The organism is Polaromonas sp. P1_E12 (assembly GCF_056405975.1).
On the sequence record NZ_JBFUBB010000001.1, the window covers coordinates 912,945 to 927,074 of the forward strand.

Sequence of the window (14,130 nt, forward strand, 5' to 3'; positions counted from 1 at the left end):
CATGGACCTCATCCTGTGGCGTCATGCAGAGGCAGAAGACTGGCCCGAGGGTGACCCGCAGGGCGGCAGCGATCTTGAGCGTTCGTTGACGTCAAGGGGCGAGAAGCAGGCGGCCCGCATGGCCAACTGGCTGGACCGTCAGTTGCCCGAAGGCGCACGCATTTTCGTCAGCCCGGCACGGCGCTGCGAGCAGACGGCGCTGGCGCTGGGACGCAAATACAAAATCCGCAGTGAGTTGGCGCCCGACGCCACAGTTGAACAGTTGCTGGAACTGGTGCAATGGCCGTCGGCCAGGTCGCCGATTCTGGTGGTGGGCCACCAGCCCAACCTGGGGCAGGCCATCGCGCAGCTGCTCAGCTTGCAGGAAAGCGAATGCCCGGTCAAGAAGGGTGCACTCTGGTGGCTTCGCAGCCGGGACCGCGACGGCCTTAACCAGACTGTTGTGGTCACTGTGCAGTCGCCTGAAGTTCTCTGAAACAGCAGCACACTCAAAGCCTGCCCGCGGACAAAAAAACGGACCCAATACAGGTAAGTTTTGCCGGTGCCAAGGCTATAGTGCAAATACCGAACCCGCTCCCGGGCCTGGTCAAGCAGGCGGGCAGACTGCAATGGAGGATTGCGGGGTTTCATAGAATTTTTATAACTGTATAAATTTACAGAACATTGTCTTGAAATCCAAAATGCAAGCGGCTTACAGGAGTTTCTGATGTCCAGATTAGATTGCAAGCGCCAGGTTATATGGCAGGTTTTGCGGCATACATTACGTTAGGGCGCAATGCATCTGCTCCGTCTAAAACGAGGCACCCATACAGAGCCCCTTGATGTGGCGGCGCTGCAGGTCACGCCCATCGGTCCTGCGACGGTGAACTACTTGGCCGACGAAGATCTTCGTACACCAACCTTCACCGCGGACTCTTTTCTCTTTTCCGTGCCGAACGGTGGGCGTTTCGAAGGAATGGGCTTTCGGTACGTGCTACTGTCGCCTCAGAATTTCATCAACAACCCACAGTGGGGATTCGACGAAATGCTGAATGGATCAGGGCCGGTCAACGCACTGCTTCTATCTCCTGATTTCAGCCCGACCGATGGAGTGCCCATTGAGAACGGCTTCCTCCAGAATGGGGTGGAAGGGTATTTGAGATATGCGCCCTAACAGGTCAATCGACACGGACGTTCTCGGTGCGGGCTTTGCCCGCCTATCGCCCGCCGGTCATTTCCAACGTTAGGCCTCAAGGCGCATGAACCAACACACACTAACATCCGTCGCTGAGTTTCTCGACGACGCAGGTTGGAACTACAGCGTCTTCCTACGCAGCTACACCACGCCCCCGACAGAAGGAGCGTCATCTGAGCAACTCATCCGCTCCGCCCTGGGCAGTACCGCAGTCATCGGTCGCATAGAGGCGGTCACGCCAGTCGAAGTGGTATCAGAGGTCAGGACATCAATCAGCTACGCCGGCGATAGTGGAGCTGGACCCGATCCGAAAGCCATGCAATCGGACCGCTTCTCGGAACTACTCGCCGCTCTCTTACAAGAGACTGAGGCGGCAGCACGTAGCGCCGTTCGAGTAGAGCAGTTCTGGCTCGGCGCCGGGCATCCTGCGTATCCTGTATTCTGGGACTTCGCGTTTCTGTTCACTGGAACCAATGAAGCTGTTGTCCTCGTTGGCTCAAGTTCTGACTGAGGTCATGCTTATGCAGCGGCCTAACCCTTCCTTCAAGCGGACCCGCCTACGGCGGTCCGCTTAAGTCAAACGTTAGGCCGCTCAATCATCTTTTAGGAGAGCTCTACATGCACAACACAACCCTAGTTCTTCCAATCGCCATTCTCCTCTCCGCATGCGCGACGCCACAACCCGGCGTGCCTTCTGCGGCATCAGCCGCGCCCAAGGTGAAGCTCGAAGCGAGCGATGCAACCGATGGCTGCTCCGTATATGTATATCGAAACAAGACCTCGTTTCATCGCTTCAATCCCGAAAAGCCGTTCGTCTATGTGGACGAAGAAAGAGTTGGAAAACTTGGGGTTGGTGACTCCATCTGCCTAAAAATGGCCGCTGGCAAGTACACCGTCTCAATCAAAGCTCCCATAGCGTTCATGCCGACCTACACGGTTGGCAAGGTTGACATCGAGGTGCTCGCTGACACCCCCATCTATGTCCGATACTCGAAAGACTTCAGTGGAGTTGTCGTTTCAGGGGCCACCGCGACCGCAACCGGAAGCAGCACCATGCAGGTCGTCACTGAAACACATTGGCGAGATCGGTTGTGAGTGAGCAGCGGCCTAACCCTTCCTCTCATGTCAAACGTTAGGCATGTTCGTATGAAACGTGTTTCCGTGACTGCGGCCATTGCTCTCGGAACGTTGTGGGTCAACATTCCGGTGATTCCACTTATGTTCACGCCCATTGCGTTGTTCGTCTTCCTGTCGGCGGGCAAGGCCAACCAGCAACCCGTTGCATCCGACCTCCTTCCCTCGCTTGGGCTGTTTGTCCTTGGCTTCGTGCTTGCATGGTCGTGGTGGTCGATCATGGTTCCTCGCTGGCGCCTATGGGCGTGGTCGCATGTTGAAGCGCTGGTCGAGCTAAAGCGGCGCGCCGTCCGAGCGGGGCTCATTTGGCCCGATGGCCACCTGTTTGAGAAGACAGAGTTCCGTACCAAGGCCACTCAGGCAAGACTGCGAGAACTTGAATCTCAAATGCGTCCACATGCCTAACCCTTCGCTCCAGCCGACCTGCTACGACTGGCTTCGCCAGCCTGCGCAGGCGGCTGGGCTCAAACGTTAAGCCTCAGAAAGTCCATCCATGCCAAGCAAATTCACGCCAGTAAAGCAGGTTGCCCTCCCGTCGCAGTCTGCGGTCGCGACTGCGTTCAAGTCGGTGAATCTCGCAGATGCGTTTTCGATTCAACTTCCTGCTGACGCCTCCATGAATCCAGATGTCCTGGCCCGATTCATCTTCTCGGTGCAGCCATCCTGGATCGGAGCGCTCACCAACCTCCGGGATGCAATCGTTGCGGGACTTGGTCTGAAGACCGCCAAACACCTCGCAACCCTCTCCAGTGACGCCGCGACCCCTCGCATCAGCATCTTCAGGGTCTTCGGCACCAGCGAAACAGAGGTCGTCTTGGGCGAGAACGACAATCATCTTGACTTCCGGTTGTCAATTCTCTGTACGCCAGGCTCGCCGCCAAATACCGGTAACCAACTGATCCTGTCAACCGTCGTTCACTGCCACAACCTTTTGGGCCGGACCTACTTGTCGGTCATCGCTCCCTTCCATCGCCAGGTTGTGAAAGCCAGTCTTCGTCGCGCGGCAAACGTTGGGTGGCCCAAGGCCAGTGCGTAGGGGAATGCCATGTGTTGTCCGCTGAGGCCCAACCCTTCCTTCAAGCGGACCCGCCAGCGGCGGCCGGCATAAGTACCTCGCCCACGAAAGACACTAACCCATCATGTCAAACCTTACGCCGCAAGGAATTCCATGCCGTTGCTCAAGCCGCTTGTTGCCTGGCTGGTCATACTTGCCCTGGCCGTTGCCAACGGAGCGCTTCGCGAGATTGTTCTGATTCCTGTTCTTGGCAAGACCACTGGTCTGGTCATGAGCGGGGCGCTACTTTCCCTTTTTGTGATGCTTGTGTCTTTCGCCCTTGTTCGTCTCAGCCACGGCATCACAATCTTGCAAGGTCTTTGCGTTGGCGCTTCCTGGTTGTGTCTCACACTGGTCTTCGAGTTCAGCTTTGGCCGTTACGTTCAGCACAAGGCCTGGTCTGAGCTACTCGAAGCGTATGCATTCAAAGACGGTAATATCTGGCCTGTTGTGCTTCTCGTCATTCTTCTGGCGCCGCCGGCCGCAGTCCTCCTTCAGGCAAGATCTCAGCATGCAAACGGCAGCGCCTGACCCATCCTTGAAGCGAACGCGCCTTCGGCACGCCGCACAAGTCAAACGTTAGGTGTCCAGCTCGCATGACCAAGCGCACCAAGCCCTACCTGCTTCACGCGGCAATTCGTCCAGACGCGGTTGTTGACTACGAGTCCTATCCGTTCAGCATTCCCGCTGTACGCGAGATTGCCAACATCGACTTCCATCCAAACGTGACCTTCTTTGTCGGAGAGAACGGGTCGGGGAAGTCGACCGTCATGGAAGGCATCGCAGTTGCTCTTGGCTTCGGAGCTGAAGGCGGCACAAAGAATGTGCGCTTTCACTCTGCAGGCTCACTATCCGCACTTCACGACTGCTTGCGTCTGGCTCGCGGTGTTCCAAAACCTCGTGATGAGTATTTCCTTCGCGCCGAAAGCTTCTTCAATGTCGCGAGCTATATGGATGAAACTGGTTACCTGGAAGGCTACGGCGGCAAGTCCTTGCACACGCAGTCTCACGGTGAATCCTTCATGGCGGTGCTTTTGAACAAGCTACGCGGCAACGGCATCTACCTCCTGGATGAGCCAGAAGCGGCTCTGTCGCCCAGCCGCCAACTCGCCGCACTCAGTGCCATTCACCAGCTTGTAGAGGATCACTCGCAGTTCATCATTGCAACGCACTCTCCGATACTTCTTTCCTATCCAAACGCGAAGATCATTCAGTTCGACGGGTCGGGAGTCAGTGAGGTCTCGTTCGAAGACACAGAGCACTTTGCTGTCACCCGGGACTTTCTCAACAACTATCCAAGGCGTCTCGAGCAACTGCTTCAAAATGACGTAGACACCTGACCATTCCGTCGAGCTGCGTGCACTGGCAAGCCTGGCACGTGGTTCCTGTTAAACGTGAGATCGTAAACTCGCCCCTGCCATGATCGTTTCTCATCGAAAGCCCCAAGTCTGTTTACTCGGCAGCGCTGAGCCGGGTTCTCGCGCCTACGAGCTTGCCGGGCAAGCTGGTGAAGCGCTCGCTAAACTGGGCATTACCGTTGTAAGCGGGTGCGGCAGTCCCGCAACCCGAGTTGCTGCGGAGCGCGCAATTCAGGCTAACGGCCTGGTGCTCAGCATAGTGCCGCCAGACCAGATGCCCGAGCCGGATTGGCCCGCCACGGTGGTGCTCCCCTGTGGCATGGGAGATGCACGCAATCTCTTGATGGCGCTTGCCGGCGATGCCTGCATCGTCATCGGTGGTCGCGCAGGCACCAAATCCGAGGTTCACCTGGCCTGGCTGCACAAGCGGCCTTTGCTTCCCCTGGTCGGCTGCGGCGGGTGGTCTGATGAACTGCCGTCCAACCCTCCAGACGATCGGGCGAACTCCCGGATCCTGCCGTGGAGCACCATCGCCGAGCTGGAGGCAAATCTCCGCAGTCTTGGGTTGGTCAAAAATGAGGATTGACTTGGGGAACTGGTTCGACAAGCGGGAGGGCAGATTGCAAGGGAGAACTGCGCGGTTTCATGGCGTTTTTATAACTGCATGAATTTGCAGTATTCTTCCTTGAAACCCGGAATGCGAGCGGACTGCAGGAGTTTTGAATGTATAGACCAGATCGCAAGCGCCAGGTTATACCGCAGGTTTTGCGGCATACATTACGTTAGGCCTCTGTGCGCGATTTTCTGAAATTCGTATTCGTTAACTGGCCTTCGCTAGTACTAGGCGCCGGTGCAATCTGGATCACATCACTTGCAGTTCAGAAGTCTGAACCGTCAACAAATAGGCTGCTTGCCAAAGTTGTCGGTCGCCTTGGTCTTTCAGTCTTGATAACACTCTCCTTTTGGGGGCCGCCAGGCATGTTCCTCGGCCTTGTAGGAGGCGGTGTTGCCCCCTTCCTAGTCGGCCTATTGGTTGCTCCAGTCCTGGTTTACTGGGCTCTCTATCCACTTTTCGGCCCTGCACTAGAAAGGTATCTATCTGCAGATGCCCGTGTACCACCACGAAGTTCAAAAGAGGACCCTGACGACCAAGAGACCTAGCAGCCGTCGATTGCGAGAAACCATCGCATCCTTACCTTGCCATTCAAAGAGCTTGAGCAGCTACTAGAGAGCCACCTGATCTGGAAGTAGCGCCCTCCCCCAAGTTCTCAGTCGGCGCCAATCGAGGAAAAGCAATGAAAGTCAGTTCTGTCTTCATGCCGAGGCCTAACCCTTCCATCGAGAGGGGCGTCCAAGAGCTATCGCTCTTGGACGCCCCTCATGTCAAACGTTAGGCGCTCCAGAAATGCATTCCGTCCACACGAATCTTGCGAAGAGGGACATCACCATGGCCGTTTTTGCACGTTTGACGCGTCGAGGTCCTTTGCTGAAGGCTTGGGTGCTCTGGACGGTTGTTGTGGGTGGCGTCATGGTGGTTGCGAAAGGCCTTCCGCAAGAGCCAGTCGAAGTGCTCGTACTTGCGATCTCTGCATCCCTGGGCTCGTTACTCTCAGTTGCTGTCTCTATCGTCTTCACGCTACTGCGCATTCGGAATGGATTAAAGGACGGCGATGGTGTGCTTGGCGAGCACGAATATGCGCTGACGGCAGACGGGCTGACGGAGAGGACTGCGGTCAATGAAACCTTGGCAAGATGGAGCGGAATACGAGGGGCGAACAAAACAAGAGCCTTCGCGTTCATCGAGATGCGAAGCGGGTCGTTTCACATCATCCCTCGTCGCTGTTTCAGGTCTCCGGCCCATGAGGCCGAGTTTTTATCCGAGCTTCAGCGCGGTGCGACAAGTAGTGCCTAGCCGGACACAAGCGCAAAACTCCGCGCTCTTGCGAGCGCGGGAAGATTCCTCGGTATAGCTTAAGAGCCGAGCGTGGGCCGGCCGGTCTTGATGGCGGGAACCTGCTCGAGCGCGGTCAGGAAAGCCGCATCGGAAATGCTGGCTAGCAACTTGATGCCTGCGCGCAGCAGTTCGCTTTTCTTGGCGGGGCGGGTGAGCTTGGCGGCGCGCTGCTTGAGGTCGTCCAACACCACGTATTCGGCTTTCGGAATGGTGAAGCTGTCGCGCACCAATTTTGGCTTTTTGGTCTTTTCCAGCTTTGCGGCTTTGGCGGGCTTGGCAGGCTTAGCGGTGGCCTGCGGTTTGGCCGCAGGCTTTTTGGCGCCGGCCTTTTTCACGATGGCTTTCTTGACCGTGCCTTTGCCGGTCGGGGCCTTGGCGGGGGACGCCTTTTTCGGGGTGGGCTTGGCGGCGGTTTTCACGGGTGCCTTGGGCGCGGTAGGTGCCGGTGCGGCGGGTTTTGCAGTTGCTTTTTTGCTGGTAGCCATGGATTGATCCTTTTTTGGGGTGCGGTCAAATAAACCGTATATACAGTTTATACGGTTTCATCAAAAATGGTCAAGCCACAACCCGGCGATGGCCGTGCTCATGCGAAGCGGGGCGAAAGGAACGGCTCAGGGGCCGGGCACAACCAGCGTCCACGGCGTTTTTTGCCACGCCAGAACTTCTTCCTGCAGCAGATGGGCCGATTGCGGGAAGGCCTGCGCCCAGCCGGGGCGGCAGTTCAGTACAAAAATCTTTCCGGGTTCAGCGCTGCTCTCAAGCTGAAGGCCTTTCAGGTCAGGGTCGCGCCGGGCATGGCAGAGGATGACGGCCAGGCGCAGGCACAGCAGTTGCTGGATGAACACGCGGTCTTCGAAATTGACTTCAAGCTTGCGCAGCTTGCCGCGGTGGCCCAGCACCAGAAGGCTCAGGCGATGCAGTTCGGGCAGGGCAAAACCCGGCGCGTCGGCGTTGTCCAGGATGTAGGCGCCATGCTTGTGATAGTCGCTGTGCGAGATCTGGCTGCCGATCTCGTGCAGCTCTGCGGCCCATTCCAGCTTGCGCTGGAAGCGCTCCGACTCTGCGCGAGGCATGCCGGCACTGGCCATTGCGAACAACTGCCTGGCGACTTTGCTGACGCGCTGGGCCTGTGCGTTGTCGGTATTGAATTTGCTGGCCAGGCGCTGCACGGTGGTGGAGCGCAAATCGGTCAAATCCTGCTCACGGTCCACCAGGTCATAGAGCACACCGTGGCGCAAGGCGCCTTGTGCGGCTTCCATTTGCGCGATGCCCAGCAGGTCGAACACGGCCCTCAGCACGCTCACACCGCCGCCTATGACGGCGCGACGGTCGTCCTTCATGCCGTCGAGCTTGAGCCGGTCGGCGCTTTGCGCCTTGAGCAGCCGGTCCAGCAACCAGTCGAGGCCTTCTTGCGTGACCATACCCGCGGGCCAGCCCGAAGCTGTCAGTACGTCGCTGACGGCGCCAATCGTGCCGGAAGACCCATAGGCGGTGTCCCACGCATCGGCGCGGTAGATGTTGACGGCTTCGTCGAGAACTGCCTTGGCGGCGACCTCCGCTGTCTGGAAAGCACGTGGGGTGAACTGCCCGTCGGGGAAATACTTCATGGACCATGCCACGCTGCCGACACGGTAGGACTCCATGGTGCGCGCGTCCAGCCCCTTGCCGAGGATCATTTCGGTGGAGCGCCCGCCTATGTCCACCACCAGCCGGCGTTCATCGGACTGCGGCAGGAGGTGAGCAACGCCCTGGTAAATGAGGCGGGCTTCTTCACGGCCCGGGATGACGTCGATGGCAAAACCGAGGATCTTGTGGGCGCGCGCCAGGAATTCCTCGCGGTTGCGCGCTTCGCGCAGGGTCTGCGTGGCGACGGCGCGGACCTGGTACTTCTTGAAACCGGCCAGCCGTTCGCCGAAGCGCGCCAGGCAGTCCCAGCCTCGCTGCATGGCTTCCGGGGTCAGGTTGCGGTCGGCATCCAGCCCGTTGCCCTGGCGAACGGTTTCCTTGAGGTATTCGGTGCGGTGAATCTGGCCGGCATCAAAGCGGCCGATTTCCAGTCGAAAGCTGTTGGACCCGAGGTCTACAGCGGCGAGCAGCGTTCCATTTTGCATACCTGAGTTTAAGGGCTTGCCATAGCATTCGCGCGGGACTCGCATCAGCATTTCTGGGCCTGTGAACATTGTGTTTGCAAGATGCGTTGCGAGTCAAAAAAGGCCATGAGCAAGGCGTAAAACGCAGGCGGGGTGAACCCCGTCAAGGCTTTGCAACGCCGCGCAGGGCCTTTTTGATCGCAACCCGGAGGGAATGGGGTCAAAACGGCGCCAATCAAGGCGCGTGACGAATCCCAGACCGGGAGTCTGGGTGAGGAGTGCAACGCGGAGTGGCGCCGTTTTCACCCCATCCGTATTTGCAAACACAGTGTTCACAGGCCCTGCCTAGCCGATCAATCGGCCATCGACCGTCATCATGCTTTGCGTGACGTAGGTGCCGCTTCTGCGCTGGGGGTTGAAGCTGATGCTGAATCCGCCGACGTCGAACTTTGTGCGGCGCTGGAAGGCGGCAAGAACGCTCTGGCGGTTCAAGGGGCCATCGACGTCATTGAGCACTTCGTAGGTGTAGCGTGCTGCAATGAATCCTGCCAGGCTCAGCGGCGTGGGCGGCTCGTCGAAGAGGCGCGAAAGCGTTCACGGTAGCTTCTGACCACCGGAAGGCTGGCGTTGACCAGGGGCACCGGCTGGGTGGCGATGACCGGCGTGTTGCGCGCCGCGCCCATCTGCAGCATGGTTTGCAGGTTCACATCGGCCAATGCCACGACATAGCGCTGGCGAGCCTGCTTTTCCAGGCCCTGGGTGAATTCGGCGAGCTCCGGCGTTCCGCCCACAAAAAGCAGCACGGCGGGTGTACGGGGCGTGAGTTTCTGACCCAGTGCACGCAGGTCGTCTGTTGCCTTGAAGGGCTGCAGCTTCAGTTGCATGTCCAGGGCGATGCGCTCGACGTCCGTGTGATAGGCGGCATGGTCCTGTGCTGTGGCGTAAATCGCACCCAGCTCCTTGAGGCCCATGGTCGAAAGGCTCTTGAGCGCATAGGCAATCTGTTCCTGGCGCGCGGCGAAGATGGGAAAGGTCTTGTCGTCGATTTCGAGGCTGGAGTTTTGCAGCCACGGGGCGGCGTGGGGGATGCCCAGCCCGCCCTGGCGGGACAGCGCCACGATCTGGCTGGCAACCTGGTCGCCGACACTGCCGGAAAGCACCATGCAGAGGGGGTTGTCCTTGACCGAGTCCAGTGCCGTGCGCAGGCTTGCGGGGGTGCCGTCCGTTTCCAGCGCCAGGTGCTGGACCTGCCTGCCGCGGACGCCGCCGCGCAAGTTGATGTCCTGCCAGGCGGCGCGTGAGCCGATCAGGAAGTCCTTGGACACATCCTGCTGCGCCTGGGAAAAATCAACCGGCTGGGCCACGACAACGCTGCGCGATGAGGCGCCCTTGCCGGGCTGAGCCCAGGCCGGGCTTGTAATTGCTGCGGCGACCAGGCCGGCGCGACGCAGCAGCCGGCGGCGACTGACTAAAGGTAAAGGCATTTGAGCTGGCATGGATGTTCCCCGGTGCGAGGTGGCTCGCGGTGCATGGATTGCTATTAAAACAATAGCTGCTTGCGCTGGCTCCATAAGGGATGGAACACGAAATTGCACAAATTCAATAAAAAACGGGTCAAACCTTCCGGCTTGACCCGTTCCAGCACCCGTGGGCTTACTTGGCGGGTGGGATCAGCACGCTGTCCACAATGTGAACGACGCCATTGGTGGCGGAAATGTCGGCGGTCTGGACCATGGCGTCCTCGATGGTGACGAATTCTCCGGCCTTGGAGAGCGCCACATTGGCGCCATTGACGGTTTTGGCGTTGCCGTTTTTGACGTCGGCAGCCATTACCTTGCCGGGAATGAGGTGGTAGGCCAGAACCGCCTTGAGCTTGGCCGGGTCTTTGGCGAGCTCGTCCATGGTTTTGGCTGGCACTTTGGCGAAGGCCGCGTTGGTGGGCGCGAACACGGTGTAGGGGCCGGTGCCCTTGAGTGTGTCGGTCAGCCCGGCTTTGGCTACCAGGCCATTGAGGGTGCTGAGCTGCGATTGGGTGGCAATCGTGTCTGCCACGGACACCGGGGTGGAGGTGGTGGCGCAGCCGGCGAGGGCGGCAACGGCGGTGGCGAGGACCAGAAAGCGGCGGTTCAACATGAAAGATTCTCCTGATTAATCCTGATTAAGACGAGGCCAAGGGTAGGAGAACCCGGTGACAGATTCGTGACGGTAATTTGAAGGTTTTGTGACGCTATAGAGGGACGGCAGCCCGCCGGGAGGCTGTCATATTTGTCACATCCTTGTCACACAAGATTCCTACAGTCGACGCATCTTTCCGATCAATCCCAACCAGTTTCGACCAATCCCAACCCAAGAGGTGTTCTGATGAACCTGACTTTCAAAGCTTCCCTGACTACTGTGATGGGCGTTGCCCTCGCGTCGTTCGCCACGCTGGCTGCAGCCCAGGACGTGACAGGCGCCGGCGCCAGCTTCCCCGCCCCCCTGTATTCCAAGTGGGCCGCTGATTACAACAAGGCTACCAGCGTCAAGATCAATTACCAGTCGGTGGGTTCCGGCGCCGGTTTGCGCCAGATTGAAGCCAAAACCGTCGATTTCGGCGCTTCCGATGCGCCCCTGAAAGACGAAGAACTGGCCAAAAAAGGCCTGATGCAATTCCCCACGGTGATCGGCGGCGTCATTCCTGTGGTCAATATCAAGGGCATCACCCCCGGTCAGCTCAAGCTGAGCGGCCAGGTGCTGGGCGACATCTACCTCGGCAAGATCACCAAGTGGACCGATCCGGCCATCAAGGCCCTGAACCCCACGCTGCCCCTGCCTGACGCCGCCATCGCACCGGTTCGCCGTGCCGACGGCTCCGGCACCAGCTTTATCTTCACCAATTACCTGAGCAAGGTGAATGCCGAGTGGAAGTCCAAAGTGGGCGAGGGCACCGCAGTGAACTGGCCAGTGGGCGCAGGCGGCAAGGGCAATGAAGGTGTGGCGGCATTCGTCGGTCGTCTGCCCAACTCGATCGGCTACGTGGAATACGCTTACGTCAAGCAGAACAAGATGACCTTTGCCCAGCTGAAGAATGCGGCCGGCAATTTCGTGTCGCCGGAAGATGGCGCCTTCAAGGCTGCTGCAGCGGGTGCCGAATGGTCCAAGAGCTTCTACCAGATCCTGACCGAGCAGCCCGGCAAGGATTCGTGGCCCATCACCGGCGCCACTTTCATCCTGATGCAGAAAGTCCAGGACAAGCCTGCCCAGGCCGCCGCTTCGCTCAAGTTCTTTGAGTGGGCTTACAAAAACGGCGACAAAACCGCCGACGACCTGGACTACGTGCCCATGCCAGCCGCTGTGAAGACCATCATCGAAAAAGCCTGGGGCGACATCAAGGACGCATCGGGCAAGACGGTTGCCTACAAGTAAGCACAGCCAGCTGATTTTTCCCAGTCGTTACACACCATAGGGGTTTCTCACGTGTCCTCTACACTTCCGGCTAGCCGGGCCGCTTTTGACCACCCGGCAAAAGCGACCGGACGCGCTATGACCAATCCTCCTCCTGGCAGCACTGTGCGCAGAAGCCCCCTGGCAGACCGGCTTTTCGGCTGGGCTGCGCAGGGCGCGGCCTGGCTGACACTGGCCCTGCTGGCCGGTATCCTGGTTTCCCTCGTCATCGGGGCATGGCCGGCGATCAGCAAATACGGCCTCGGCTTCCTGACGAGCAGCGTCTGGGACCCTGTCAAGGGCGAGTACGGCGGGCTGGTCATGATTTACGGCACCATTGCCACGTCACTGATCGCACTGCTCATCGCGGTGCCGGTGAGCTTCGGCATTGCGCTGTTCCTGACCGAGTTGTCGCCCGCATGGCTCAAAAGGCCGCTGGGCACCGCCATCGAGCTGCTCGCCGCCGTGCCGTCCATCGTCTACGGCATGTGGGGCCTGCTGGTGTTCGGCCCCATCCTGGCCACCTACGTGCAGCAGCCGCTGCAAAGCATGCTGAGCGGCGTGCCTTACCTGGGCGCGCTGGTGTCTGGCCCTCCTGTGGGCATCGGTATTTTGTCGGCCGGCATCATCCTGGCGATCATGATCATTCCTTTCATCGCCTCGGTGATGCGGGACGTGTTCGAGGTCACGCCGGTGCTGCTCAAGGAGTCCGCCTATGGGCTGGGCTCCACCACCTGGGAAGTTGTCTCCAAGGTCGTGCTTCCCTACACCAAAGCCGGTGTGGTGGGCGGCATCATGCTGGGCCTGGGCCGTGCACTGGGCGAAACCATGGCGGTGACCTTCGTCATCGGCAATTTCAACCAGCTCGATTCGCTGAGCCTCTTTCAGGCCGCCAACAGCATCACGTCGGCACTGGCCAACGAGTTCGCTGAAGCCGGCGAGGGCCTGCACCAGGCGGCGCTGATCTACCTGGGCCTGGTGCTGTTCTTCATCACGTTTGTCGTGCTGTCGCTGTCCAAGCTGCTGCTGGCCCAACTGCGAAAGAGTGAAGGGGTGAAAACATGAGTACCGCGGCACACGACGCGCGCCTGGCCAAGTTCGCCAGCCGCAAGCGGGTCAACCGGATCGCGTTGGTCCTCTCCCTGGCGGCCATGTCCTTCGGCCTGTTCTGGCTGGCATGGATTTTGTGGGAAACCATACGCCTGGGCGTGGGCGGGCTTTCGCTGGCCACGCTGACGCAGATGACGCCGGCACCCAATGAAGAGGGCGGTATCGCCAACGCGATTTACGGCTCCTTCCTCATGGTGCTGCTGGCCACGTTTGTGGGCACGCCGATCGGCATCATGGCGGGCATCTACCTGGCCGAGTACAACACCAAGGGCATGCTGGCGTCTGTGACGCGCTTTGTCAACGACATCCTGCTGTCCGCGCCGTCCATCGTGATCGGCTTGTTTGTCTACACGGTCGTCGTGTCGCAGTTCAAGTCCTATTCGGGCTGGGCCGGTGTCCTGGCGCTGGCGCTGATCGTTATTCCCGTGGTGATTCGCACGACGGAAAACATGCTGCAGCTGGTGCCGCCGGGCCTGCGTGAAGCGGCTTACGCCCTGGGTGCGCCGAAGTGGAAGGTGATCACCAGCATCACGCTGCGCGCCGCACGCGCCGGCGTGACGACCGGCATTCTGCTGGCCGTGGCGCGGATTGCCGGTGAAACAGCGCCGTTGCTCTTCACCGCGCTGAACAACCAGTTCTGGACGTCTGACCTGAGCCAGCCCATGGCCAGCCTGCCCGTGACGATCTTCAAGTTTGCGCTGAGCCCTTATGAGAACTGGCAGCAGCTGGCATGGGCAGGCGTGTTCCTGATCACCATGGCCGTGCTTGGCCTGAACATCCTGGCGCGCGTGCTGACACGCGCCAAAAACTGACAGGCTGACGCCTTTCCTTTA

18 protein-coding genes are annotated in these 14,130 nt (G+C 59.3%); 13 read left to right on the forward strand and 5 right to left on the reverse strand.

Features of this window, described 5'->3' with window-relative positions; genetic code table 11:
- Position 1: 1 nt before the first annotated feature.
- From AC1D13_RS04500 to AC1D13_RS04545, 10 genes are all read left to right on the forward strand, one after another.
- Positions 2-475, forward strand: coding sequence for a SixA phosphatase family protein (locus AC1D13_RS04500; protein WP_477670896.1), 474 nt, complete (start codon positions 2-4; stop codon positions 473-475).
- A gap of 348 nt (positions 476-823) precedes the next feature.
- On the forward strand, positions 824-1,153 hold the full coding sequence (locus AC1D13_RS04505) for a hypothetical protein (protein WP_477689027.1): 330 nt from the start codon (positions 824-826) through the stop codon (positions 1,151-1,153).
- 85 nt (positions 1,154-1,238) lie between these two features.
- Positions 1,239-1,685, forward strand: coding sequence for a hypothetical protein (locus AC1D13_RS04510; RefSeq protein ID WP_477689028.1), 447 nt, complete (start codon positions 1,239-1,241; stop codon positions 1,683-1,685).
- Between the two features lie 107 nt (positions 1,686-1,792).
- A complete protein-coding gene (locus AC1D13_RS04515; protein ID WP_477689029.1) occupies positions 1,793-2,269 on the forward strand; it encodes a hypothetical protein in 477 nt (158 codons plus the stop codon).
- Positions 2,270-2,320: 51 nt separating this feature from the next.
- The gene (locus AC1D13_RS04520; protein ID WP_477689030.1) at positions 2,321-2,713 is read left to right on the forward strand and encodes a LytS family sensor histidine kinase; all 393 of its coding nucleotides are present in this window, start codon (positions 2,321-2,323) and stop codon (positions 2,711-2,713) included.
- Positions 2,714-2,801: 88 nt separating this feature from the next.
- Positions 2,802-3,344 carry a DUF2867 domain-containing protein gene (locus AC1D13_RS04525; RefSeq protein ID WP_477689031.1) on the forward strand — a complete coding sequence of 181 codons (543 nt, stop codon included), beginning with the start codon at positions 2,802-2,804 and terminating at the stop codon, positions 3,342-3,344.
- A gap of 132 nt (positions 3,345-3,476) precedes the next feature.
- The gene (locus tag AC1D13_RS04530; RefSeq protein ID WP_477667222.1) at positions 3,477-3,893 is read left to right on the forward strand and encodes a hypothetical protein; all 417 of its coding nucleotides are present in this window, start codon (positions 3,477-3,479) and stop codon (positions 3,891-3,893) included.
- Between the two features lie 65 nt (positions 3,894-3,958).
- Positions 3,959-4,702 (forward strand): AAA family ATPase, encoded by a 744-nt coding sequence (locus AC1D13_RS04535; protein ID WP_477667223.1) that lies wholly within the window; start codon positions 3,959-3,961, stop codon positions 4,700-4,702.
- Positions 4,703-4,781: 79 nt separating this feature from the next.
- On the forward strand, positions 4,782-5,306 hold the full coding sequence (locus AC1D13_RS04540) for an SLOG cluster 4 domain-containing protein (RefSeq protein WP_477667224.1): 525 nt from the start codon (positions 4,782-4,784) through the stop codon (positions 5,304-5,306).
- Between the two features lie 861 nt (positions 5,307-6,167).
- Entirely contained in the window at positions 6,168-6,632 is a 465-nt protein-coding gene (locus AC1D13_RS04545; protein ID WP_457278663.1) for a YcxB family protein, read from the forward strand.
- Between the two features lie 59 nt (positions 6,633-6,691).
- On the opposite strand, the gene AC1D13_RS04550 is transcribed toward AC1D13_RS04545, so the two are convergent.
- From AC1D13_RS04550 to AC1D13_RS04570, 5 genes are all read right to left on the reverse strand, one after another.
- The gene (locus tag AC1D13_RS04550) at positions 6,692-7,159 is read right to left on the reverse strand and encodes a hypothetical protein (protein WP_477689032.1); all 468 of its coding nucleotides are present in this window, start codon (positions 7,157-7,159) and stop codon (positions 6,692-6,694) included.
- Positions 7,160-7,285: 126 nt separating this feature from the next.
- The gene (gene ppx, locus AC1D13_RS04555) at positions 7,286-8,785 is read right to left on the reverse strand and encodes an exopolyphosphatase (protein ID WP_477689033.1); all 1,500 of its coding nucleotides are present in this window, start codon (positions 8,783-8,785) and stop codon (positions 7,286-7,288) included.
- 324 nt (positions 8,786-9,109) lie between these two features.
- Positions 9,110-9,280, reverse strand: coding sequence for a hypothetical protein (locus AC1D13_RS04560; RefSeq protein ID WP_477689034.1), 171 nt, complete (start codon positions 9,278-9,280; stop codon positions 9,110-9,112).
- Positions 9,281-9,318: 38 nt separating this feature from the next.
- Complete coding sequence (locus tag AC1D13_RS04565) at positions 9,319-10,248, reverse strand: ABC transporter substrate-binding protein (RefSeq protein ID WP_477689035.1); 930 nt, start codon at positions 10,246-10,248, stop codon at positions 9,319-9,321.
- A gap of 169 nt (positions 10,249-10,417) precedes the next feature.
- The gene (locus AC1D13_RS04570) at positions 10,418-10,897 is read right to left on the reverse strand and encodes a fasciclin domain-containing protein (protein ID WP_457278659.1); all 480 of its coding nucleotides are present in this window, start codon (positions 10,895-10,897) and stop codon (positions 10,418-10,420) included.
- A gap of 228 nt (positions 10,898-11,125) precedes the next feature.
- Here AC1D13_RS04570 and pstS point away from each other — a divergent pair, with 228 nt between their 5' ends.
- The 3 genes from pstS to pstA all read left to right on the forward strand — a co-directional run bounded on the left by pstS (position 11,126) and on the right by pstA (position 14,109).
- Positions 11,126-12,169, forward strand: coding sequence for a phosphate ABC transporter substrate-binding protein PstS (pstS, locus tag AC1D13_RS04575; RefSeq protein ID WP_457278658.1), 1,044 nt, complete (start codon positions 11,126-11,128; stop codon positions 12,167-12,169).
- Between the two features lie 117 nt (positions 12,170-12,286).
- Entirely contained in the window at positions 12,287-13,252 is a 966-nt protein-coding gene (pstC, locus tag AC1D13_RS04580) for a phosphate ABC transporter permease subunit PstC (protein ID WP_477667228.1), read from the forward strand.
- Positions 13,249-14,109: a phosphate ABC transporter permease PstA gene (gene pstA / locus AC1D13_RS04585; protein ID WP_457278656.1), complete on the forward strand. Its 861-nt coding sequence runs from the start codon at positions 13,249-13,251 to the stop codon at positions 14,107-14,109. The genes pstC and pstA overlap by 4 nt, the downstream gene beginning before the upstream one ends.
- The last annotated feature ends 21 nt before the right edge of the window (positions 14,110-14,130 follow it).